Genomic DNA, 23,613 nt, shown 5'->3' with positions numbered 1-23,613 from the left:
AACCGCATGCTTGCCTTCATCGTCCAACGCGCCCTTCAGGCGGTCCTCGTCATGGCCGTGATGTCGGTCATCGTTTTCGTCGGCGTCTATGCCGTCGGAAACCCGGTCGACATCGTGATCCCGCCCGACGCCACCATCGCCATGCGCGAAGAGGTGATCCGGCGACTGGGGCTCGACCTTCCACTGTGGAAGCAATACGGCATCTTCGCCTGGAACCTGCTGCACGGCGACTTCGGGCGATCCTTCGTCTATAATATGCCGGTCCTCGAACTGATCGGCGGCCGCCTGCCCGCCACGCTGGAACTGGTGCTGATTTCCATTCTTTTCGCCACGGTGGTCGGCGTTTCGCTGGGCGTCTATGCCGGCGTGAAGCCTGACAGCCTGCTGGCCAAGCTCATCATGGGCCTGTCGATCCTGGGCTTCTCCGTGCCTTCCTTCTGGGTCGGGCTGATCCTGATCCTGACCTTCGCGGTTTCGCTCGGCATCCTGCCTGCCGGAGGACGCGGCGAAACGGTTACGGTCCTTGGCGTTCAGTGGAGCTTTCTGACGCTCAACGGTCTCAGCCACATCGTCCTGCCCGCGCTCAATCTCGCGCTGTTCAAAATGGCGATGATGATCCGCCTGGCCCGGGCCGGAACCCGCGAGGCGATGCTGTCGGACACAGTGAAATTCGCGCGCGCGGCTGGCCTGTCCGAATCGACGATCCTGCGCCGTCACGTGCTCAAGCTGATCTCGATCCCCATCATTACCGTCTTCGGTCTCGAGCTCGGCTCGACCCTCGCCTTCGCTGTGGTGACCGAGACCATCTTCTCCTGGCCCGGTGTCGGCAAGCTAATCATCGACTCGATCACAGTCCTCGACCGTCCCGTGATGGTCGCCTATCTCGTCCTCACGGCCTTTCTCTTCGTGATGATCAACTTCACCGTCGATCTGGTCTTTGCCGCCATCGACCCGAGAATTCGCAGCGGGAGACAGAGCGCATGAGCGAGCCGGTCCCAACCACGCCGACGCCCGGCAAGGCGACGCCACCCATCGTGCTGTTCTGGCGCGAATTCCGGCGCAACCACATCGCCACAATCGCCCTGGCGGTGACTCTTCTTCTGGCCTTCGTGGCGGTTTTCGCACCCTTCATCGCGCCGCAGGATCCCTATAACCTGCAGACCCTCTCGCTGATGGATGCGCGGCGGCCGCCGGGCTTTGTCGGATCGGGCGGGTATGTCCATATCCTCGGCACCGATGCGCAGGGCCGCGACCTGTTCTCGGCGATCCTCTACGGGCTGCGCATCTCGATCCAAATCAGTCTGGCTGCCGGCTTCATCGCCCTGACCATCGGCGCGACGGTGGGCGTGCTGGCCGCCTATGTGGGCGGCTGGATTGAAACGGTAATCATGCGCATCATCGACCTTCAGCTGTCCTTTCCCGCCATCCTGCTTGCGCTTGTGCTTTCGGCGCTTCTGGGTCAGGGCAAGGCACAGCTCATCACCGCGCTGGTCGCGGCGCAATACGCCTATTTCGCGCGCACCGCCTATGGCGCAGCAACGGCCGAGCGGCGCAAGGACTATGTCGAAGCCGCATTGGCCACGCCTCTGTCGGCAGGCCGCGTCGTCTTCCGCCACCTCCTGCCGAACTGCGCCCCGCCGCTGATCGTCGTGGCCACGGTGCAGATCGCTTCGTCGATCTCGCTCGAAGCTACGCTGTCCTTCCTGGGCCTCGGCCTGCCCGTCACCGAGCCCTCGCTCGGCATGCTGATCTCCAACGGCTTCGCCTACATGATGAGCGGACGCTACTGGATTTCGGTCTATCCCGGCCTGATGCTCATCCTGCTGATCATGGCGATCAACATCGTCGGCGACCAGATCCGCGACCAACTCAACCCGAGGCTGCGCCGATGACCTCCGTTCTGGACGTCCGCGACCTGCGGACCGAATTCTTCACCGCCGCTGGCACCGTGCGCGCCGTGGACGATGTATCCTTCTCGCTCGCCGAAGGCGAGATCATCGGGCTGGTCGGCGAATCCGGGTCGGGCAAGAGCGTCACGGGGTTCTCGCTGCTGGGCCTGATCGACGCACCGGGCAAGATCACCGGTGGATCGGTCAAGCTGAACGGCTCCGAACTGGTCGGCATGTCGCGTGCCGATCTCCGCCGGCGCCGGGGACGTGAGATCGCGATGATCTTCCAGGATCCGATTGCGACGCTCAACCCGCTTCTGACCATCGGCCAGCAGATGGGGCTGGCGCTCTCTGCGCACGAGCGGCTGTCGCCCAAAGCGAGCGAGGACCGCTGCACCCAGGCGCTGGAGCGAGTTGGCATCCCCTCGGCCCGCGCGCGGCTCAAGTCCTATCCGCATGAATTCTCTGGCGGGATGCGGCAGCGGGTGGCCATCGCCATCGCCCTGCTGCACCGCCCCAAGGTGATCGTGGCAGACGAGCCGACCACGGCGCTCGACGTGTCGATCCAGGCGCAGATCGTGACCGAGATGAAGATGCTCGCCCGTGAATTCGGCGTGGCGATGATCTGGATCAGCCATGACCTGGCTGTTGTCTCAGGCATCGCCTCGCGCATCCTCGTGATGTACGCCGGGCGGATCGTCGAGACGGGCTCGGCGGCCGAAGTGCTGCGCAATCCGATCCACCCCTATACCCGGGGCCTGCTCGATTCGATGCCGCATGCCACCCGACCCGGTGAGATGCTGCGCCAGATCCCCGGTTCGATGCCGTCGATGCTGTCGCTGCCGAAAGGCTGCGCCTTTGCCCCCCGCTGTGCCCGCGCCGACGCCGCCTGCACAACCGTGCCAGATCTCGTGCAGCAGGATGGGCGCAGCTGGCGCTGTGTCCATCCGCTCTCCCAGCCAATCCCCGAGGGCGCCGCAACATGAGCCGTCACACCGATACCTACCTCAGCATCGACAACGTCTCGAAGATTTTCGGCCCCCGCCTGACGATGGGCGAGCGGATCGTGCGCGGCGCGCTGCGCAAGCCAGCGCCGCCCTCGCTGACGGCCGTCTCGCACGTATCGCTGACGCTGGCGAAGGGACAGACGCTGGGGCTGGTCGGCGAATCCGGCTGCGGGAAATCGACGCTTGGCCGGGTCATCGCCGGAATTTACGCGCCCACCTCGGGCAGCGTGATGGTTGACGGCCTCAAGGTGATGGAGGACGGTCGCAAGATCACCACGGCGGTCCAGACCGTGTTCCAGGACCCCTTCGCCTCGCTCGATCCGCGCATGAAGGTCGGGGAGGCCGTGGCCGAGGGGCCCATCGCCCACGGCATCGTCAGCCGCGCGGATTCGCGCGCCCACGTGGAAAAGTGGTTTTCCCGCGTCGGTCTCGACCCGACGCTCGCGGGGCGCTATCCGCACCAGTTTTCGGGCGGGCAGCGTCAGCGCATCGCCATCGCCCGCGCCCTGGCGATGAACCCCAAGCTGTTGATCTGCGACGAACCGGTCGCGTCGCTCGACGTGTCGATCCAGGCGCAGGTCATCAACCTGTTCCTCGAACTGCGCCGCGAGCTGGACTTGACCTGCGTCTTCATCAGCCACGACCTTTCCGTCGTGCGCCATGTGTCGGACCGGGTGGCGGTGATGTATCTGGGGCGGATCGTCGAACTGGGCGAAACCCGTCAGGTGTTCAACCGCCCCTCGCACCCCTATACCGCAGCCCTGCTCGATTCCGTGCCCAGGATCGCCGCCGAGGGTGAGGTGCTGATGGAGGTCAAGCCGATCAGCGGCGAGATCCCTTCGCCCCTCAACCCGCCCCCGGGGTGCCACTTCACACCGCGCTGCCCGCGCGCCACCGCCGAGTGCTCGGCCAAAATTCCGCCTCTGCGCATTGTCGCGCCGGGGCAAAGCGCCGCCTGCCATCATGCCGAAGCGCAGAAGGCAGAGCCGGAACGCGCCGAGGTCTGACACCCCGGCCCTGCAACCCGCACCCCTGCGATGCCCCCGGCACCGCAGTCCTTGAACTCGGGCACCTTCCGGTGCCCCCAGACGGCCGGAGACCTGGATGACCTATCGTGTTGGTGTGGATATCGGCGGATCGTTTACCGATTTCGCCTTTCTCGACGAAGAGACGGGGGAAATCCGCAGTCTCAAGGTTTTCTCCCGTCCCGACGATCCTGGCGCGGAAGTCACCCGCGGGATTGCGCGCGCGGGCGAGCTTTACGGCATCACGCCGGCGGATATCTCCTATTTCACCCACGGCACGACCGTCGGCATCAACACCGTGATCCAGCGCAAGGGCCTGAAGCTCGCGCTGTTCACCACGGAAGGCTTCCGCGATGTGCTGGAGCTTGAGCGGCTTAAAATCCCGGACATGTACAATCTTTTGTCCAAGCGGCCCGAGCCGCTGATTACGCGCGACATGGTCTGGGGCATTCCCGGACGGCTGAACGCACAGGGCGAGGAGACCGCCCCGCTGGACGAAACCGCACTGCGCGCTGCCGCCCGCGCCGCCCGCGATGCCGGGGCCGAAGGCGTGGTGATCGGCTTCCTGCATTCCTGGCGCAACCCGGCGCATGAAGACACCGCCGCCCGCATCGTCGCGGACGAAACGGGGCTGCCGGTCTTTGCTTCCTCCGGCACCTGGCCTATCATCCGCGAATACGAACGCACCATCACCGCGGTGATCGGGGCCTATGTCCAGCCACGCGTCGCGCATTACCTGACCCGCCTTCAGGCCGCGCTGAAGGCGGTCGGCGTCACGCCCGAGCCCCGGCTGACCAAATCCAACGGCGGGCTGATGACCGCCGAGGAAGGCAAGAGCCGCTGCGTCGACATGATCCTGTCCGGCACTGCCTCGGGTGTGATCGGCGCGGCCTATGTGGCGGGCATGTCCGGCATCGACAATTGCCTCAGCCTCGACATCGGCGGCACCTCGGCTGACGTGGCGGTGATCTCGGACGGCAAGCCGGCCTTTGGGACAGGAGAGCAGATCGGCGAGTTCCGCATCTTCATCCCATCGGTCTCAGTCTCCTCCATCGGCGAAGGGGGCGGGTCCATCGCATGGGTCGACCGGCAGGGCGTGCTGCGCGTCGGCCCCGAAAGCGCCGGCTCCACCCCCGGCCCCGCCTGCTACGGCAAGGGCGGCGAGCGGCCGACCATCACCGACGCCTTCGTGACCCTGGGCCTCGTCGGCCACTCCGGCCTGGGCTATGACACGGTGACAGTCGACGCCGACCGGGCCCGCGCCGCAATCGCGCCCCTGGCCGAGGCAACCGGCCAGGGTGTGGAAGAAACCGCCGAGGCGATCATCGAAATCGCGGTCTCGTCGATGTTCGCCGGCGTCTCGGGCCTCATCTCTCGCTTCGGCATCGACCCGCGTGACTTCTCCCTGCTGGCCTTCGGCGGGGCCGGACCGATGCTCGCCTGCTTCCTTGCGCGCGAGCTGCACATGCGCGAGGTCGTGGTGCCGACAACACCCGGCGTGCTTTCGGCGCTGGGCGGGCTGATCGCCGACATGAAGAACGACTTCGTGCAGACGATCTATGCCGATCTCGAACCGGCTCTCCTGCCTGATCTCGCCGACCGGATGCGCGCCATGCAGGCGCAGGCGCTCGAGTGGCTGCACAAGGAACAGGGCCATACCGGCACGCATGTCCTGCAGTATTCGGCCGAGATGCGCTATCGCGGGCAAAGCTTCGAAATTGAAACGCCTCTGTCCCCCGACATGCTGGAGGATGACGGCTCGGCGCTGGCAGCGGCGTTTCACGCCGAACATACGCGGCTTTACGGCCATGCGGACCCGTCCGCCGCGATCCAGATCGTGACCCTGCGGCTGGTCGTCTCCGGCCCGACCGGCAAGCCCGTGTTGCCCGACCTGCCCGAGACCGACGCCATCGCCCAGCCGATCCGCCACATCTCCATCCGCATGGACGGCGCCCGGCGCGAGATCGGTCTTTACCGCCGGGCGGACCTGATGCCTAGCCACCGCTTCGACGGTCCCGCCGTGGTGCTTCAGGACGACAGCACCACCGTTGTCCCCCCAGGCTTCGCCGTTCGCGTCGACCGCTTCGCCAATCTGCGCATCACCGAAGGAGAATGAGCATGTCCGCCAGCTCCCCCGCCAAACTCCAGGTTCTCGCCAATTTCTGCGCCGCCGCGGCCGAGAGCATGGGCTACACGCTGATGCGCACCGCGCATTCGACCTTCGTGAAGGAGACCGAGGATTTCTCCTGCCAGGTCCTCTCGGCCGAGGGATTGACCGTCGCCTCGCCCGTCACGATGGGCGCGACCTGGTACACCGGCCTCGACTATTCGCGCGTTCTGGGCCGGTTCGATTACCGCGACGGCGACATATGCGTGGTGTCCGACCCCTATTCCGGCTTTGTCGCCACCCATGCGCCGGACCTGCACATGTGGCGGCCGGTGTTCCACAAGGGGGAACTGGTCTGCTTCGTCGGCAACCACATCCACAACACCGACGTGGGCGGCGCCGTGCCCGCTTCGCTGTCGCGCACCCTGACCGAAGTCCACCAGGAAGGGCTGCGCATTCCCCCGATGCGGCTGATGCGCGACGGGAAGATGAACGAGGATCTTCTGGCGCTGATCGAAACCAACGTGCGCCTGCCCGAGCAGAACCACGGCGACCTGCTGGCGCAGATCGCCTGCACCGAGGTCGGCGTGCGCAAGATGCAGGATGTCATCGCCCGTTTCGGGCCCGATGGTTTCCGTCAGGGGCTGGATGGACTGCTCGATTATGCCGAGGCGCAGTCGCGCGCGATCATCCGCGACCTGCCCGATGGCGAACACTTCTTTGCCGACTATGCCGACGAGGATCAGACCGGCGGCTATCCGGTGCGCATCTGTGTGACGCTGCGCATCAAGGGCGACGAGATGGAGGTCGACTACACCGGCTCGGACCCGCAGCTGGTGTCCTCGCTCAACATGCCGACCGGCGGGCATTCGCGCCATTCGCTCGCCATGGTCGGCGTGGTCTATGCCCTGGCCTGCCTCGATCCCACCGTGATGCTGAACTATGGCCTCGTGCGGCCCGTGCGTGCGATCCTGCCCGAAGGATCGGTGGTGAATCCGGTCAAGCCGGCCGCCGTGGGAATGCGCAGCCTGCTGTCGAACCTCGCCCAGACCGCCGTGATCGGCGCCTTTGCCCGGATCGTGCCCGACCGGATGCCCGCCTCGCCCGGCAACGGCCTCTCGATCCTGAACGTGCGCACCTCCACCCGCGATGGCCGCCCGGTCATGGCTTCGATCGGACCGGTGGGCGGCGGCGCCGGCGGCGGCCCCAAGGCCGACGGGGCAGAGGGCTGCGGCGCGAACATGTCGTTCCTGAAGAACACGCCGGTCGAAATCAACGAGGCCGAGGTCCCCATCGACATCCTGCGCTATGGTCTGGTGCCCGATTCCGGCGGACCGGGGCGGTATCGCGGCGGCTCGGCGCTGGAGATGGAATTCCGCCTGCACGCACCGCAATCCATGGTCACCGCGCGCAACCGCGACCGCTCGCGCTTTGCGGCTTGGGGTCTGGCCGGTGGAAAGGCCGGCGGGCATTCGACCTTCACCCGCAACCCGGACGGACCGGCACCCGAAGAGCTTGGCTCGATCGACATCGTGCCTTGCGAGCCGGGCGACGTCATCCGACTGCGCGGTCCCGGCGCCGGCGGCTATGGCGACCCGCTGGAACGTCCCCTGGACGACGTTCTGGCCGACATCCGCCGCGGTTTCATCTCGGCAAACCACGCCCGCGAGAACTATGGCGTCGTCCTGAACGACGAGGGCGCCGTAGATTCCGAAGCCACGGCGCAGGCGCAGGACGCAATCCGTGCTTCGCGCGGTGACGAGAGCGGCTATTGCGCTAACCGGATCGCCTATGAAGCGGTCTGGACCATGGCCCGCTATGACGCGCTGACACGCATCCTGGCTGCACTGCCCGTGAACTGGCGCTATTTCATCAAGCACGCGATCTTCCGCGAAATCGGCGCCACGCCCGCCGCCGATGTGACAGACGCCACCGCCGTCACCACGGCCTTCGAAAAACTGCGCGCGCGCTACCCGGACCTGCCCGAGGTCGCGCTGTGACAGGCCGGAGCGGCGTGCGATCAGGCCCGCCGCCGTCCCAGCCCCAGATCGGCACAGGCTTCGCGCAGGAAGTCGCGCATCAGGGCAGTGCCGCCCGTCAGCGGGCGGTCCTTGCTGGTCAGGAAGGCGATGGGCACGGTGATGTTCGGGCGCACGGGGCGGCTGACAATGCCGGGGAACTGGCCCCATGGCAGCAGACCGTCGACGATGGCAACACCGAGGCCCCCGCGCACGAAGGGAAAAGCCGTCATCGAGACGTCGATCTCGATGGCCGGGCTGAACTCCAGATCCTCCGCCTCAGCAGCCGCCGACAGCAACCGCGCCGGAAGGGTGTCGGTGCGGTAGGATATCAGCGTCTCGTCCTTCAGGTCGGAAAAACCGATGCTCTCGGCACTCGCCAGGCGATGCGTTTCAGGCACCAGGCAGACCAGGTTCACCTGCCCCACCAGTTCCACGTCAAGATCGTGATGGGGCATGTTGTTCATCACGATGCCCAGCGAGATATCGCCGTTGCGCACCAGCTCGACAACATTCAGCATCGGCGCGATCAGCGAGCGCACGACGATATCGGGATGCGCCTCGCGGAACAGGGCCAGCGCCTTGGGCACAATCGCCATCGACGGAGGCGCCGAGGCGCCCATCCGCACCAATCCGGTCCGGCCATAGCGCATGTCCTTGGTGCGCCGGCGCAGCGCGCCCAGTTCGGAAAAGATCCGCTCTGCCTCGGGATACAGTTCCTCGGCTTCCTGCGTCGGTACCAGCCGGCCGCGCACCCGGTTGAACAGCTTGAATCCCAGCTGATCTTCGGCGTGCAGCAGAATCTGGCTCAGCGCCGGCTGCGAGATGTTGAGCATCGCCGCCGCACCCGTCACCGTACCGCAGCGCATCAACATGCAGAAGACTTCGAGCTGGCGTGCGCGCATAGAGAATTCCCGGCTTGCTCAGAGCACGGAAACCCGTGCGTTACAGATACTTGGCGGCGGCAGCGATCAAACCGCCATCCCCATCCGATGGCAAGGGCGATACCGCCTTTGTCACAAAATTGCGAAACAAGGAGTCGCTCATGACCATCACCCCCGTCCCCAGCGTTGCCGCCAACGGCGCAGATATCCCGCAGATCGGGCTCGGCACGTGGCAGCTGTCCGGCGACACGCTCGATGCCGCTGTCGATGCGGCCGCCAAGGCCGGCTACCGCCATTTCGACACCGCGCCCCGCTACGAGAACGAGGCCGGCGTCGGCGCAGCGCTGCGCGCCACCGGCCTTGCCCGCGACGACTATTTCCTGACCACCAAGGTCTGGCACACGGAATTGCGGGCGGACGCCTTCCGCGCCTCGGCCGAGCGCAGTGTCGAGGCGCTGGGGGTCGGCCCCGTTGACCTGCTGCTCATTCACTGGCCCGATCCCAATGTGCCGCTGGCCGAGACGCTCGGCGCTCTGGTGCAGGCCAAGCGCGACGGGCTGACCCGGCACATCGGCGTGTCGAACTTCCCCGCCCGCCTGCTGGACGAGGCCGTCTCCATTGCCGAGGAGCCGCTGGTCGCCAACCAGTGCGAATACCACCCGCGTTTGGACCAGACCAAGGTGATCGAGGCCTGCCGCCGTCACGGCATCGCCTTCGTCGCCTATGCACCGATCGGCAGCGGCCGCCTGCTGGAAGACCCGGTGATCGGCGCCATCGCCGCCCAACACGGCAAGAGCCCGGCACAGGTCATGCTGCGCTGGCACCTGCAACAGGGCAATGTCGCCATCCCGCGCTCCAGCAATCCCGGCCGTGTAGCCGAGAACATCGCCATCACCGATTTCGCGCTCTCCGACGACCAGATGGCCAGCCTGTCAGGTCTCGCCGCCGCAGACGGCCGCATCTTCAACCCCGCCTGGGTCAGGAGCTGGGAATGACCGGCGCACGCGACCTTTCCCTGCCCCGGGAAATCAATGACCCGGCCGTGATCGACCGTGCGCATATGTTCCACCCCGGCACGCACCTGGCCGATTTCGCCAGCGGCGAGCTGCCCTCGCAGATCATTACCGGGGGCGAAGGCATCTACGTGACCGACCGCGACGGCCACCGGATGATCGACGGCTTTGCCGGCCTCTGGTGCGTGAACGTGGGCTACGGCCGCACCGAGATCGCGGACGCGGTACATGCGCAGATGGCGAAGCTCAGTTATTACCACGCCTATAACGGCAACTCGAACGAACCGGCCATCGAACTTGCCGGCCGCATCGCCGGGATGATCGGGCTGGACATGAACCATGTGTTCTACGGTCTCAGCGGGTCAGACTCGAACGAAACGAACGCCAAGATCGTCTGGTATTACCATCGCATCCTCGGCAAGCCTGAAAAGCGAAAGCTGATCGCACGGCAGCGCTCGTACCACGGGTCGGGCGTTCTGTCGGGCAGCCTGACCGGCCAGCCCGGCTTTCACGGTCTCTTCGGATTGCCCCTCCCCGAGGTGATCCACGTTTCCGCGCCCCACCACTGGCTGGACGCGCATCCCGGCGAGACCGAACGTGCCTATTCCAGGCGTCTCGCGCAGGAACTGGAGGCGACCATTCTCTCGGAGGGGCCTGAAACCGTCGCCGCCTTCTTTGCCGAACCGGTGGTCGGCTCCGGCGGCATCCTGCCCTCGCCCGAAGGCTATTGGGAAGAGGTCCAGCAGGTGCTGCGCCGCTATGACGTTCTGCTGGTGGCCGATGAGGTGGTCACCGGTTTCGGCCGTACCGGCGCGGCATTCGGTTCGCACCTCTACGGCATCCGCCCCGACCTGATGGCGCTCGCCAAGGGGCTGAGCTCGGGCTATCTGCCGCTTTCGGCCAGTGTGGTCAGCGACCGTGTCTGGCAGGTGCTCGAAGAAGGCACTCGGCAGAACGGGCCGTTCATCCACGGCTGGACCTACTCGGCCCACCCCGTCTGCGCCGCCGCCGCGCTGGCCAATCTCGACATCATCGACCGCGAAGGACTGATCGAGAATGCCCGCGACACCGGCGCCTACTTTCAGCAGTGCCTGCGCGAGGCCTTTGGCAATCATCCGATGGTCGGCGAGGTGCGCGGCGTCGGCCTGCTCGCGGCCGTGGACTTTGTGGAACAGCGCAGCCCCCGCCAGTTCTTCGACCCCGCCCGCCGCATCGGGGCCCAGGTCACCGAAACCGCTCGCCGCAAAGGTCTGATCGTCCGCTCCATGCCACGGATCGACGGCATCGGCTTTGCCCCGCCGCTGACCCTGACCCGCGCCGAGGCCGACCAGATCGTCGATATCGCCCGCTCGGCCACCCAGGAGATCGCGGCCACGCTCTGACCCGCTCGCGACCGATGGCGGTGCAGCCCCCCTGCGCCGCCAATCGGGCGCTCGAGGCTTGCTGCTCGCAATTTGATCCTGCTCAAGGTCGGCCAGACTTAAAAGAGGCACAAGCGGCACATGAAACACATCGACCGCCTGCGATCCCTCGGCCTCTACGATGCCAGGGTGCCCCGCTACACCTCATACCCCACGGCCCCGGTCTTCTCGCCGTCCATCGGCGCGCCCGAGCAGCGACAGGCCCTTGCCGCGCTGAACCCGGACGACCCCGTCTCGGTCTACCTGCACATCCCCTTCTGCGAGCGGCTGTGCTGGTTCTGCGCCTGCCGGACCCAGGGGACGCGGACGCTGTCGCCGGTCGAAAGCTATATCGGTACGCTCGAGAAGGAACTCGCGCTGCTCGCCGCTCTCCTCCCCGCAGGTCTGCGCATGGGGCGGATGCACTGGGGCGGCGGTACGCCGACGATCCTTCCACCGGCCCTGATCCACCGGCTGGCCCAGGCGGTCAAGGCCGTGATTCCGCCGACCGAAGACTGGGAATTCTCGGTCGAGATCGACCCCACAATGGTCGACCGCGCAAAAATCTCGGCCCTCGCAGCCGAAGGCATGAACCGCGCCAGCATCGGCGTGCAGGATTTCGACCCGAAGGTTCAGGCGGCCATCGGCCGGCTTCAGCCCTTCGACATCACCCGCGGCTGCGTGGACGATCTGCGCGCAGCGGGCATAACCTCGCTGAACGCGGATCTGGTCTATGGACTGCCGCATCAGGACGCGGCGCGCCTCGACGACACCCTGCAAAAGGTGCTGGACCTCGCGCCCGACCGCGTCGCACTGTTCGGCTATGCCCATGTGCCCTGGATGTCCAAGCGCCAGCAGCTGATCGACGAAACCGCCCTGCCCCGCGAGGTCGAGCGCCACCAGCTGGCCGAGCAGGCCGCGGCCGTCTTCCATCGGGCCGGCCTGAGTCCCATCGGTATCGATCATTTCGCCCGTCCCGGCGACGGCCTGGCCCAGGCCGCCGCCTCCGGCCACCTGCGGCGCAACTTCCAGGGCTATACCGACGACACCTGCCCCACGCTGATCGGCCTCGGCGCCTCGTCGATCTCGCGCCTGCCCACGGGATACATCCAGAACGCCGCGGCCACGCCGGCCTATGTCCAGCGGATCGAGGGGGAAGAGCTGGCCGGCGCACGCGGACACATGATGACTGCGGACGACCTCCTGCGCGCACGGGCCATCGAAATGCTGATGTGCGACTTCAGGCTGGATCTTCCGGCGCTGCGCGCGACCCATGGCACCGCGGCCGACCGGCTGCGGCCCGACATGGCCCTGCTCGCCGAACAGTTCGGCGATCTGGTCGAGACCACGCCCGAGGCTTTGACGATTCGCCCGGCAGGCCGCCCCCTGACCCGCATCATCGCCAGCCGGTTTGACGTCCACATGCCACAGGGCGCCCGCTTCAGCCAAGCCTCCTGACGCCCTGGACAGGTGAAGGAGGGTCCCTGCGGAATTGTTATGAAATTGTCAAAAAAATCCGACTGAGGCCATTGCATCCCCCGGAAGGGATAGATAGATGAAGGCTCTCAAGTGTCGCGGGATGGAGCAGCCCGGTAGCTCGTCAGGCTCATAACCTGAAGGTCGTAGGTTCAAATCCTACTCCCGCAACCATTGTCACAGAACGGCCCGTCAGCTTAATGCTCCGGGCCGTTTTTGTTTGGCTTAGCGACGACAGGCCGGCGAGGTCGCCAGTCACTTCTAGGGCAAGCAAGTTTCCCTCGGGAACCAATCTGATCTCGGCGTCTCCCGGCTGGAGCGGACTCTACCTCAAACTGAAGGAAGAAACCGGTCTCAGAGAACTACCTAACTTGAAGTATGCCGCGCTTCTCTAAGAACTGTCGGGAAGCCGTTGGGCGAAACAGCCGGGGGATCAACTGGCCAGTGCCCGATTTATCCCTCTGACATGTCTGACGTTTTCGGGAGTTAATGGTGCCCGGGGGCGGAATCGAACCACCGACACGAGGATTTTCAATCCACTGCTCTACCCCTGAGCTACCCGGGCACGGGACAGGCTGGGCCTGTCGGGTTTGCGCGTTCTAGGGCCAAGCCGGGCCGGTGTCCAGACGCTTTTTGCGGTCTGCGTCAGGATGTTGCGCAAGCTGCTTTCAGTGCATGCGGCCAGGCGCGGCGGCGAGCTCTTCCTCGGCGCGTTCGGCGTCTTCGGGATCGCGCGAGGGGATGGCGTAGCTGCCGGTCAACCAGCGGCCAAGGTCGCGGTCGGCGCAGCGGCGCGAACAGAAGGGCCGCCAGTCGCGGCGGGTTTCTTCACCGCAGATCGGGCAGGTCATCGCGTGCGCTCTCCTCGGGCAGTGCGGTTGCCGGCCTCGGAATGCCCGATCCGGCCCGCGGTTTCAAGCCGGGGCTACGGGTCAGACCGTCCGCACCAGGCGCAGCGCGTCATAGATCGCCGCATGGGTGTTGCGCGCCGCCACCGCGTCGCCGATCCGGAACAGGCGATAGGCGCCCTGCGGATTGCGCATCACCGTCTGCGGACGCGAGGCGACCAGCGCCTCATACTCCACCTCGCCCAGGTTCACCGACCCCGGGCGCAGAGCGAAGTAGAGATCGTCCAGAGGCCGCGTCCCGTGATTGACCACCACCTGGTCGACCCGTCTTTCGCGCGCCGCGGCCGAATAGTCGGTGCCGATCGCGGCGACCAGCCGGTTGCCCTCCCGCCGCAGGGCATCGAGTTTCCAGGCGACGGTGAACGTCACGTCGCGCGCCTGCAGGGCGCGCATGGCCGGGGTCAGCGACATGCCCATGACCTCGGGCGCGAAGGTGCGGTCGCGGGTCATGATCTCGACCCGGCCACCACTCTCGGCGATGCGTTCGGCCGCCTGTAGCGCGGCGAAATCCCCAGCCTCATCATAGATCAGCACCTCGCTGCCGGGGCGGACATCGCCCGACAGGATGTCCCAGGCCGAGACGGCCAGGTCGAAGCCGCCGGTGTCGGGCAGCCCACCCGTGGCGACGATCACCACGTCGGGCGCCTCGGCCGTCACCGTATCCGCCTCGGCGAAGCTGTTGAATCGGAACCGCACGCCCAGCCGGTCGCATTCGGCGACGCGCCAGTCGATCAGCGACATCATCTCGGCACGCCGCGCGGTCTGAGCGGTCAGCCGCACCTGCCCTCCGGGATCGTTGGCCGCCTCGTGCACGATCACCTCATGGCCCCGTTCGGCCGCAACCCGCGCGGCCTCGAGCCCCGCAGGCCCGGCCCCGACAATCACCACGCGCCGCCGCTCGGAGGCCCGCGCAATCGCATGGGGCTGCTCCAGCTCGCGCCCGGATGACGGGTTGTGCAGACAATGTGCCGCGCCGCCCATGTAGATGCGGTCGAGACAATAGTTGGCGCCAACGCAGGGTCGTATGCGATCCTCCTCGCCGCGCAGGATCTTGGCGACGATATGCGGGTCGGCCGGATGGGCGCGGGTCATCCCCACCATGTCGAGCTTGCCGGAGGCAATGGCGTGGCGCGCCGTGGCAACATCCTGGATCCGCGCGACATGAAAGGTGGGAAAGGCCGTCTCGGCCCGCACCTCGCCCGCGAAGTCCAGATGCGGGGCGCTCTTCATGCCCTGGACCGGAATCACGTCAGTCAGCGCCGCGTCGGTTTCGATATGGCCGCGGATGATGTTGAGGAAATCGACCAGGCCGCTCGCCTTGAACCGGCGCGAGATCTCCATCCCCTCCTCTCGCGTCACCCCATTCGGCATAGCCTCGTCAGCGGCATATCGGATGCCGACGATGAACTCCTTCCCCACGCGGGCGCGAATCGCGCGCAGCACGTCGAAGGCAAAGTGCATCCGGTCCTCGAGGCTGCCGCGCCCATAGGGCCCGTCGAGATCGTTCAGCGCGGGCGACCAGAACGAATCCATCAGGTGGCCATAGGCTTCCAGCTCGATACCGTCGAGGCCGGCGGCCTGCATCCGCTCGGCGGCATCGGCGTAATCCGAGATGATCCGGGCGATGTCCCAGTCTTCCATCAGCTTGGGGAAGGCGCGATGCGCCGGTTCGCGCGCGTATCCGGCCGAGACGACAGGCAACCAGTCACCCCGGTCCCAGCGGGTGCGTCGGCCAAGGTGGGTCAGCTGGATCATTACCGCCGCGCCATGGTCATGACATTCGTCCGCCAGCGCCCGCATCCAGCCGACCACCTCGTCCTTCCAGGCGAGGATATTGTTGAAGGCGGGCGGGCTGTCGCGCGACACGCTGGCCGATCCGGCGGTCATCGTCAGAGCCACGCCGGCGCGCGCCCTTTCGGCATGATAGGCGCGGTAACGCTCCTTCGGCATCCCGTCTTCGGCATAGGCCGGTTCGTGGCTGGTGATCATCAGCCGGTTCTTCAGGGTCAGATGCTTGAGCGTGTAGGGCTGGAGCAGGGGATCGGTCGACATGGGCACTCCTTCGGGCTAGCCGCAGGAACGCCTATCGCCGCCGGCCTGTCAAACGCCCGAACGACACGGGGCGGCGCCGCTTTGCGACACCGCCCCGGCACTGTCCCCCGTACGCCGCCTTATTCGTCGAGCTGGCGGCGCAGGTTCTCTATGTCTTCGGCCATCTGGCTGTCGGATTCGCGCAGCTCCTCGATGCGCCGCACGCCATGCATGACGGTGGTGTGGTCGCGCCCGCCAAAGCGGCGACCGATCTCGGGCAGCGACCGCGAGGTCAGCTGCTTGCAGAGATACATCGCCACCTGTCGCGGCCGCGCATACGACCGCAGACGCTTCGGCCCGATCATGTCGGACAGGCGGATGGTGTAATATTCCGAAACCTTGCGCTGGATCTCTTCCACGGTGACCTTGCGCTCGGACGCGCGCAGCACGTCGGCAAGACAGTCGGTGGTCAGTTCCATGTCGATCTCGCGCCCGACCAGCGAGGCGAAGGCGAACAGACGGGTCAGCGCGCCTTCCAGCACGCGGACGTTGGTGGTGATGCGGGCCGCGAGAAACTCCAGGATGCCGTCGGCGATCTGAAGGCCCGGATAGGTGCCGCGATACTGCTGCACCTTCGATTGCAGGATGCCCAGCCGCAGTTCGTAGTCGGTGGGATGCAGGTCGACGACCAGACCGCATTGCAGACGCGACTGTACCCGCTCTTCCAGGTCTTTGATCTCGCCCGGCGCGCGGTCGGCCGAGATGATGATCTGCTTGTGCTGGTCGACCAGGGCGTTGAACGTATGGAAGAATTCCTCCTGGGTCGAATCCTTGCCGGCGATGAATTGCACGTCGTCCACCATCAGCACGTCGACCGAGCGGAACATCTGCTTGAAATCCAGCATCTTCTTTTCGCGCAGCGCCTGCACGAAGCGGTACATGAACTGTTCCGCCGAGAGATAGAGGATATTGGCGTTCGGATCGCGCTCGCGCATCTCGCGGGCGATCGCGTGCATCAGGTGCGTCTTGCCGAGCCCGACGCCCCCATAAAGGACCAGCGGGTTAAAAGTCACCGGACCGCCCTCGCTGACGCGGCGAGCCGCGGCATGGGCCAGTTCGTTCGGCTTGCCGACAACGAAGGTGTCGAACGAGAATCGGGGGTCGAGCGGCGCAGTGTAAAGATCCGCCATCGCATCGTCTCCACGCGCCGGCTGAGCCCGCATCACGCGCTTGCCGGCATGTTCCGCTGCGGCCACAGGCTCGGCCTTGCGGCTGGCGCGCGGCTCCGTGCCCTTGGCCGCGACCTTGAACAGAAGGCGCTTCACGTCCAGGCCGGCAGCCTTGAATTCATACAGAATGAGATCCGAGAAATTCTGCCCGACGTAGTTGCCGGTAAAGTTCGTGGGGACATGAAAGACCGCCACTTCGTCGTTGATCCCGACGAACACCAAAGGCTCGATCCAGGTGGTGTAGTTGTTCTGCCCAACCGTCTTCAGCAACCGCTGTCTTAGCTTGCCCCACTGGTCCTCTGTCATTCGGCGCCCCATGCATCCCATTCTACGGCCTTGCGACCTGTTTGTATCTTGCCGGTGTCCCAACAACCGGCCGACTCGCAACGCGCAGGTATGACGCACCATCCGAAGCCGGATGGCGGAGCACCCCCAAAGGGATACCTGTCTGGAACGTCCCGGACGAAGACCCGACACCCGAACGGGTGTGCGGGCCGGACGCCAGGCGCCACGGACACATCATTTCGACAGGGCCGCGTTACGAGTTGCAGCTATGGCAACGCAGCGAACCGCACCGGCTGAACGCCGGCTATTACGGTGTCGTCTCCGGAAAATCCCCGAATGCCTGCCGGGAATCGCCGTTGACGTCCTGTCCCCCCAAGCGAGTGAATCGCCTGACTGTCCTAGCAATTTGCAGTGAGCAGCGGCAACGAAACTCTGCTGTTGACTCCCGTTTTCCGGGGCGGGGATCCGCCGGTGCCACAGATTCTCGCAACTGGTCGGCAGACATGAAAAAGGCGCTGCCGATGGCAACGCCTTGCTTGATATGCGATTTCGTTTGCGGGGCTGGATCAGCCCAGCGCCTTCACCCGCGAAGACAGGCGCGACATTTTCCGGGCGACAGTGTTTTTGTGCAACACACCTTTGGTCACACCGCGCATCAGCTCGGGCTGGGCGGCGCGCAGGGCGGCGGCGGCGGCTTCCTGGTTGCCGGAAGCGATGGCTTCCTCGACCTTGCGCAGGAAGGTCCGGATGCGCGAACGGCGGGCTTTGTTGATGGCGAAGCGGGCCTCGTTCTGACGGGCGCGTTTCTTGGACTGCGGCGTATTGGCCATGTTCTTTTCCCTCTGATCGGGTCGATTGCAATTTGTTCGCGCGCAAAGCCCGACCGGGTTCAGTACCGGCTGATTCTGACCAAAGCGGGTCTCGCACGCATGTAAGCGGTGCCTCTAGCGCAAAGTCGCTGGAAAGAAAACAACAATCTGCACGCCGGGCACAAGGCGGGCGCCGAGGCGCCCGCGCCTCGAATTCAGCGGTCGCGGAACTGCGGCTGCCGCTTTTCCATGAAGGCGTTCATGCCTTCCTTCTGGTCTTCGGTCGCAAACAGCGAATGGAACACCCGGCGTTCGAACAGCAGGCCTTCGGACAGCGTCGTCTCGTAGGACCGGTTGACCGATTCCTTGATCGCCATGACCGAGAGCATCGACTTTTCGGCAATCTTCTGCGCGGCCGACATGGTCTCTTCCATCAGCTTCTTGGCCGGCACGACGCGGCTCGCAAGCCCCGACCGCTCCGCCTCTTCCGCCGTCATGAAACGTCCGGTCAGGTTCATGTCCATCGCCTTGGACTTCCCGACAAAGCGCGTCAGGCGCTGCGACCCGCCCATCCCGGCCATCACGCCCAGGTTGATCTCGGGCTGGCCAAACTTCGCGGTATCGGCCGCGATGATGAAATCGCAGGCCATCGCCAGCTCGCAGCCCCCGCCCAGAGCGTAGCCCGCCACGGCGGCGATTAGCGGCTTGCGGATTCGCATCATCCGGTCGCTGGCATCGGCGAACATGTTTTCGGTGAAGACGTCGACAAAGCTCTTTTCCGACATCTCCTTGATATCGGCGCCGGCGGCAAAGGCCTTTTCCGAGCCGGTGATGACGATGCAGCGGACCTTCTCGCTGGCATCCGCCTCTTCAAGCGCGGTGCAGAGTTCGGCAAGCAGCTGGGTGTTCAGCGCGTTCAGTGCGTCGGGGCGGTTCAGGCGGATCAAAGCGACATAGTCTTCCGTGTCGACGGTGATCATCTCATAGGCCATGGGCGCAGTCTTTCGATTGTTCCGTTTGTACCCCGAGTCCTTATCACGCGAGTGCAGCGCTGCAAGTCATCTTTGGCACTTCGGACAATGGAAGGACGACCGCCCCGACTGCACCAGACGGGCCACTGTGCCGTCGCATCCCGGTTTGCGGCAGGCCTCGCCCGCGCGGCCGTAGACATCGAAGGAATGCTGGAAATAGCCCAGTTCGCCATCGGCGCGGCGGTAGTCCTTCAGGCTCGACCCGCCGGCCTCGATCGCCTCGGCCAGCACCTGCCGGATGATGGGGACCAGCCCCGCCACCCGCGCCGCCGCAATCTGACCAGCCTTGCGGCGCGGCGAGATCCCGGCCCGGAACAGCGCCTCGCAGACATAGATATTGCCCAGGCCGGCGACGATGCCCTGATCCAGCAGCGCCGCCTTCACAGGCGTGTTCTTGCCCCGGAACGCGGCGACCAAGTGATCCTCGTGGAAATCGTTCCCCAGCGGCTCGGGCCCCAGCGCCGCGATCAGCCGGTGTTCAGCAGCACGCGCCGTCTCCATCAGATCCATCGCGCCAAAGCGGCGAGGATCGTTGAACACGATCCGCGCGCCGTTCTCCATGTGAAAGACGACGTGGTCGTGTTTTTCGGGCATCGCGTGTTCATGGGTGAATACGCCCAGCGGATCGCCCGAAACCGTCATCCGCCCCGACATGCCCAGGTGCATCAACAGTGTCTCGCCAGAATCGAGATCCGCCATCAGATACTTCGAACGCCGCCCCAGCCGCTCGATCCTGCGCCCGGACAGCCGCTCGGACATCCGTTCCGGGAAGGGCCAGCGCAGGTCCGCCCGGTTCACCTCGGCCCGCGCGATCACCTGCCCCTCCATCACCGGGGCCAGCCCCCGGCGGACGGTCTCGACTTCGGGCAGTTCAGGCATTCAGGCGGCTCCGTGCATAGGCGATCATCTCTTTGGCTCCCAGCCAGGAAAACGACACTCGCATAAGGCGTCCGTCCGCAAACGTCATTTGAACGCCGCCTTGCTCCGCAGCGTCAACCGCCTCGAGGTGCGCCCATTGATACTTGCGCTCCCAGAACATGCCCAGCCTTTGACGAACACCTTCGGAATCCCAGATGATCCGACGAAAGAACATCATCTGGCCGACAAGTGCAAACCCTGCCGACATCATGACAATAGCGAATGTCCAAAGGTCCTCCACGCGCCAAGAAAGCGGAAGGCGAGCATAGGCCGCCCATAAGAGCAAGCCAGCCATAACCCAGATGCAGAGGGCGCCCAGCCGATCCGTGGTTGAGACAGTAAGAAAGCTGCCCGACCGTGCTTCCGGGTGTCGCGTTGTTTCAACCAGCCAACGCGATACGTTCTCGCGGAGCCTTTCGCGGGCGTAACCCACCAGGTCTGCGTGAGCCTCGTTAAGCTTTGCGACTTTGATCTTTTTTGAACTTGGGAAAATCAGGTCGGTGGTGCTGTCGATGCTGTTCCGGAAGTCTTCCTCGATTTCCAGAAGATCGGCCCAAAGATGCCGCCTTTGCAGGAAGAAGTAGTCGCGGTGGATGATACAGACATCGTTCCAGCAAATGCGACCATACTGAGACCCGATGAGAAAAAAGGCACCTAGCACCGCACATGTACCGGCCAGTCCGGTGGAACCCTCGACATAAACTCCGACCGCCAGGCCAAAAAACATCAGGCCGACAATCGAAATGGTCACCCGATAGCCAATTTTCATAAGGCCCTGAAACATGCCGTCGGGCAAGGCCGTCGCTCCGGTTCGGCCGTATGTCATAGCGGCGGAAAATAACATCACAACCGGAAGCATCACCAGCAACCCGAGCAGGCCCAGAGCGACACGCCAAATAAACTCCAACCCTGGCACAGAGCGCATCAGATACGCCAAGCCGCCGAAAACTGCCGTTCCTGCCAGAATCAAAAGAAACGAACGCCGGATCTTCATTGCACTCCCTGCTTCACTTTCGCCCGTTTGTCTTCCACGCCTTCGCCCTATAAGGAACCACTAGACCAGTGACAGGTATATGGGCATGACCGAGACCACCCCCAAGACCACCCATTTCGGGCGCGAGACCATTCCTGAGGGCGAAAAGTCCGGGCGCGTGCAGGGCGTGTTCAACTCGGTCGCCTCGAAATACGACATTATGAACGACGTGATGAGCGTCGGCATCCACCGGCTCTGGAAGGATGCGATGATGGACTGGCTGGCGCCCCGACCCGGCCAGCGCCTGCTGGATGTGGCCGGCGGCACCGGCGATATCTCCTTCCGCTTCCTGAAGCGCGCGGGCCACGGCCATGCCACCGTGCTCGACCTGACCGAGCCGATGCTGGTGGAGGGCCGCAAGCGCGCCGAGGCCGCGCAGATGCAGGGCAGCCTGGACTGGGTGGTGGGCGACGCGATGGCCCTGCCCTTCGAGGACAATACCTTCGACGTCTACACTATCTCCTTCGGCATTCGGAACGTGACCCGCCCCCAGGAGGCGCTGAACGAGGCCTTCCGCGTGCTGAAGCCCGGCGGGCGTTTGATGGTGCTGGAGTTCTCGCAATTGCCCGACGCGGGGCTGCAGAAGCTCTACGACCTCTACAGCTTCAACGTGATCCCCCGCATGGGTCAGCTGATCGCCGGGGACCGCGACAGCTATCAGTATCTGGTCGAATCGATCCGCAACTTCCCGGATCAGGAGACGTTTCTGAACATGGTCCGCGCCGCCGGCTTCGAGCAGGCGAAATACCGCAACCTCAGCATGGGCATTGCCGCGCTGCACTCGGGGTGGAAGTTGTGATGCGCCCCAAAGACCGTCCCGTCCGACCTGCGGCCCGGGGCCTCTGAATGCGCGGCCCGCACAACATCATCCGCCTGATCCGCACCGGCGCCACCTTCGAACGCACCGGCGCGATGGACGTGATCCTCGACGCCTATGACGCGCCGCCCCTGCTGCGGCTGGTCGCGCGGCTGCTGGGCAAGCCGTTCATGTGGCTCGGCTATCGCGGCGACCCCACGATGCCCCCCGCCACCCGCGCGCTGACCGCGCTTGGCCCCGCCTACATCAAGTTCGGCCAGGTGCTCTCGACCCGTCCCGATGTGGTGGGCGACGATCTGGCCGTGCAGTTGCGCGTGCTGCAGGACAAGCTGCCCCCCTTCCCCACCGCGCTCGCCCGCGCCGAGGTGGAACGCGAGCTGGGCCAGCCGGTCGCCGCGATGTATTCCGAATTCAGCGACCCCATCGCCGCCGCCTCCATCGCTCAGGTCCACCATGCCCGGTTGGCCGAGACCGGCGAAGAGGTCGCGGTCAAGGTGCTCCGCCCCGGCATCGAACGCGCCTTCCGCAAGGACATCGACGCCTTCTATTTTGCCGCCCGCATGATCGAGGTCTTCGCGCCCGGCGCGCGCCGCCTGCGCCCGATGGAGGTGATCACCCATTTCGACGGCGTGGTGAAAGGCGAACTGGACCTCCGGCTCGAAAGCGCCGCCGCCAGCGAATTTGCCGCCAACACCAAGGACGACGCCGGCTTCCGCCTGCCGCCGATCAAGTGGAACTACTCCGGCCGCCGCGTGATGACGCTCGGCTGGGCCGATGGCCTTCCGCTGGGCGACAATGCCGCGCTCGACGCCGCCGGGCACGACCGCCGGGCGCTCGGCGAAAGGGTGCTGCGCCTGTTCCTGCTCCACGCCCTGCGCGACGGCTATTTCCATTCGGACATGCACCAGGGCAATCTCAAGGTCGCGGCCAACGGCGATATCATCGCCTATGACTTCGGCATCATGGGGCACATCGACGAATACACCCGCCGCGTCTATGCGGAGATCCTCTTCGGCTTCATCCGCCGCGACTACAAGCGCGTCGCCGAGGTGCATTTCGAGGCGGGCTACGTTCCCGCCGACCGCGACGTCGACGAATTCGCCCGCGCCCTGCGGGCGGTGGGCGAACCGATATTCGGCATGGACGCCTCGCATATCTCCATGGGCCGCCTGCTGACCTATCTCTTCGAGGTGACCGAGCGCTTCGGCATGGAAACCCGCACCGAACTGATCCTGCTCCAGCGCACCATGGTGGTGGTCGAAGGCGTGGCCCGCTCGCTTGCGCCCAATATCAACATCTGGGAAGTCGCGCGGCCCGTGGTCGAGGATTACATCAAGCAGTCCATCGGCCCCCGCGCCGTGGCGCGGGATCTGGCCAAGACGGCGCTTGTGCTGGCCCGCTTCGGCCCGCGCCTGCCCGGTCTGGTCCAGAACGCCCTGATCGCCCAGGCCAACCCACCGCCGCCCCCGCGCCGTTACGGTCGCGCCGCGCTGGTCTGGACCGGCCTTGCGGCGGGCGTCCTCGGCGCGCTGCTGGCGGCGGTGATCGAACACCTGGCCTGAACCTCCCCCTCTTCTCTGGTTTCCAAATATCCTCGGGGGAGTCGCGCCGCAGGCGCGGCGGGGGCAGAGCCCCCGTCGAACACACCGGCCATGAGGCGTAGACGACGGAACCTGCGCCCAGAGCACATCTTTACCTTGCAAGCCCCCAGCGTTTAGATACCCGCGACGCCA

Annotated in this window: 19 protein-coding genes and 2 tRNA genes; 12 read left to right on the top strand and 9 right to left on the bottom strand. The window is 65.4% G+C overall.

Annotation, left to right across the window (positions count from 1 at the left end; all coding sequences use genetic code 11):
• Positions 1-6 precede the first annotated feature (6 nt).
• The 6 genes from ACFO5X_RS23615 to ACFO5X_RS23590 all read left to right on the top strand — a co-directional run bounded on the left by ACFO5X_RS23615 (position 7) and on the right by ACFO5X_RS23590 (position 8,028).
• Positions 7-984, top strand: a complete 978-nt coding sequence (locus ACFO5X_RS23615) for an ABC transporter permease (protein ID WP_380722206.1) — start codon at positions 7-9, stop codon at positions 982-984.
• Entirely contained in the window at positions 981-1,892 is a 912-nt protein-coding gene (locus tag ACFO5X_RS23610) for an ABC transporter permease (RefSeq protein ID WP_380722204.1), read from the top strand. Before ACFO5X_RS23615 ends, ACFO5X_RS23610 begins: the two co-directional genes overlap by 4 nt.
• The gene (locus ACFO5X_RS23605; RefSeq protein ID WP_380722202.1) at positions 1,889-2,875 is read left to right on the top strand and encodes an ABC transporter ATP-binding protein; all 987 of its coding nucleotides are present in this window, start codon (positions 1,889-1,891) and stop codon (positions 2,873-2,875) included. The genes ACFO5X_RS23610 and ACFO5X_RS23605 overlap by 4 nt, the downstream gene beginning before the upstream one ends.
• A complete protein-coding gene (locus ACFO5X_RS23600; protein WP_380722200.1) occupies positions 2,872-3,903 on the top strand; it encodes an ABC transporter ATP-binding protein in 1,032 nt (343 codons plus the stop codon). Before ACFO5X_RS23605 ends, ACFO5X_RS23600 begins: the two co-directional genes overlap by 4 nt.
• Before the next feature lie 97 nt (positions 3,904-4,000).
• Positions 4,001-6,037 (top strand): hydantoinase/oxoprolinase family protein, encoded by a 2,037-nt coding sequence (locus ACFO5X_RS23595; protein WP_380722198.1) that lies wholly within the window; start codon positions 4,001-4,003, stop codon positions 6,035-6,037.
• A gap of 2 nt (positions 6,038-6,039) precedes the next feature.
• On the top strand, positions 6,040-8,028 hold the full coding sequence (locus tag ACFO5X_RS23590; protein ID WP_380722196.1) for a hydantoinase B/oxoprolinase family protein: 1,989 nt from the start codon (positions 6,040-6,042) through the stop codon (positions 8,026-8,028).
• Between the two features lie 20 nt (positions 8,029-8,048).
• Here the strand turns inward: ACFO5X_RS23590 and ACFO5X_RS23585 are convergent, their stop codons facing one another.
• On the bottom strand, positions 8,049-8,951 hold the full coding sequence (locus tag ACFO5X_RS23585) for a LysR family transcriptional regulator (protein WP_380722194.1): 903 nt from the start codon (positions 8,949-8,951) through the stop codon (positions 8,049-8,051).
• Positions 8,952-9,091: 140 nt separating this feature from the next.
• Between ACFO5X_RS23585 and ACFO5X_RS23580 the strand changes: the two genes are divergently transcribed.
• From ACFO5X_RS23580 to ACFO5X_RS23565, 4 genes are all read left to right on the top strand, one after another.
• Positions 9,092-9,925 carry an aldo/keto reductase gene (locus ACFO5X_RS23580; RefSeq protein WP_380722192.1) on the top strand — a complete coding sequence of 278 codons (834 nt, stop codon included), beginning with the start codon at positions 9,092-9,094 and terminating at the stop codon, positions 9,923-9,925.
• The gene (locus ACFO5X_RS23575; RefSeq protein ID WP_380722190.1) at positions 9,922-11,325 is read left to right on the top strand and encodes an aminotransferase; all 1,404 of its coding nucleotides are present in this window, start codon (positions 9,922-9,924) and stop codon (positions 11,323-11,325) included. The genes ACFO5X_RS23580 and ACFO5X_RS23575 overlap by 4 nt, the downstream gene beginning before the upstream one ends.
• Positions 11,326-11,445: 120 nt before the next feature.
• Complete coding sequence (hemN, locus tag ACFO5X_RS23570) at positions 11,446-12,801, top strand: oxygen-independent coproporphyrinogen III oxidase (RefSeq protein WP_380722188.1); 1,356 nt, start codon at positions 11,446-11,448, stop codon at positions 12,799-12,801.
• Between the two features lie 115 nt (positions 12,802-12,916).
• Positions 12,917-12,993: transfer RNA gene (locus ACFO5X_RS23565), tRNA-Met, on the top strand.
• Between the two features lie 316 nt (positions 12,994-13,309).
• On the opposite strand, the gene ACFO5X_RS23560 is transcribed toward ACFO5X_RS23565, so the two are convergent.
• The 8 genes from ACFO5X_RS23560 to ACFO5X_RS23525 form a co-directional block, all read right to left on the bottom strand.
• Positions 13,310-13,384, bottom strand: a tRNA-Phe gene (locus ACFO5X_RS23560).
• Between the two features lie 103 nt (positions 13,385-13,487).
• Positions 13,488-13,670 carry a DNA gyrase inhibitor YacG gene (locus ACFO5X_RS23555; protein WP_380722186.1) on the bottom strand — a complete coding sequence of 61 codons (183 nt, stop codon included), beginning with the start codon at positions 13,668-13,670 and terminating at the stop codon, positions 13,488-13,490.
• A gap of 81 nt (positions 13,671-13,751) precedes the next feature.
• A complete protein-coding gene (locus ACFO5X_RS23550; protein WP_380722184.1) occupies positions 13,752-15,779 on the bottom strand; it encodes an oxidoreductase in 2,028 nt (675 codons plus the stop codon).
• Positions 15,780-15,898: 119 nt separating this feature from the next.
• Positions 15,899-17,293: a chromosomal replication initiator protein DnaA gene (gene dnaA, locus ACFO5X_RS23545; protein ID WP_380722182.1), complete on the bottom strand. Its 1,395-nt coding sequence runs from the start codon at positions 17,291-17,293 to the stop codon at positions 15,899-15,901.
• Positions 17,294-17,838: 545 nt separating this feature from the next.
• Positions 17,839-18,102 (bottom strand): 30S ribosomal protein S20, encoded by a 264-nt coding sequence (gene rpsT, locus ACFO5X_RS23540; protein WP_380722180.1) that lies wholly within the window; start codon positions 18,100-18,102, stop codon positions 17,839-17,841.
• 194 nt (positions 18,103-18,296) lie between these two features.
• Positions 18,297-19,073, bottom strand: coding sequence for an enoyl-CoA hydratase (locus ACFO5X_RS23535; protein ID WP_380722178.1), 777 nt, complete (start codon positions 19,071-19,073; stop codon positions 18,297-18,299).
• A gap of 66 nt (positions 19,074-19,139) precedes the next feature.
• The gene (mutM, locus tag ACFO5X_RS23530) at positions 19,140-19,991 is read right to left on the bottom strand and encodes a bifunctional DNA-formamidopyrimidine glycosylase/DNA-(apurinic or apyrimidinic site) lyase (RefSeq protein WP_380722176.1); all 852 of its coding nucleotides are present in this window, start codon (positions 19,989-19,991) and stop codon (positions 19,140-19,142) included.
• Positions 19,984-21,024, bottom strand: a complete 1,041-nt coding sequence (locus ACFO5X_RS23525; RefSeq protein WP_380722174.1) for a hypothetical protein — start codon at positions 21,022-21,024, stop codon at positions 19,984-19,986. The genes mutM and ACFO5X_RS23525 overlap by 8 nt, the downstream gene beginning before the upstream one ends.
• Positions 21,025-21,109: 85 nt before the next feature.
• Here ACFO5X_RS23525 and ubiE point away from each other — a divergent pair, with 85 nt between their 5' ends.
• Both ubiE and ubiB read left to right on the top strand, forming a co-directional pair.
• A complete protein-coding gene (gene ubiE, locus ACFO5X_RS23520; RefSeq protein ID WP_380722172.1) occupies positions 21,110-21,862 on the top strand; it encodes a bifunctional demethylmenaquinone methyltransferase/2-methoxy-6-polyprenyl-1,4-benzoquinol methylase UbiE in 753 nt (250 codons plus the stop codon).
• 47 nt (positions 21,863-21,909) lie between these two features.
• Positions 21,910-23,442, top strand: coding sequence for a 2-polyprenylphenol 6-hydroxylase (gene ubiB / locus ACFO5X_RS23515; RefSeq protein ID WP_380722170.1), 1,533 nt, complete (start codon positions 21,910-21,912; stop codon positions 23,440-23,442).
• Positions 23,443-23,613: the final 171 nt, after the last annotated feature.

Origin of the sequence: Seohaeicola nanhaiensis (assembly GCF_042654245.1) — a bacterium.
GTDB classification, from domain to species: domain Bacteria; phylum Pseudomonadota; class Alphaproteobacteria; order Rhodobacterales; family Rhodobacteraceae; genus Seohaeicola_A; species Seohaeicola_A nanhaiensis.
Note: the sequence above shows the minus strand (reverse complement) of the source record. Positions and strands in the feature narration are given on the sequence as shown.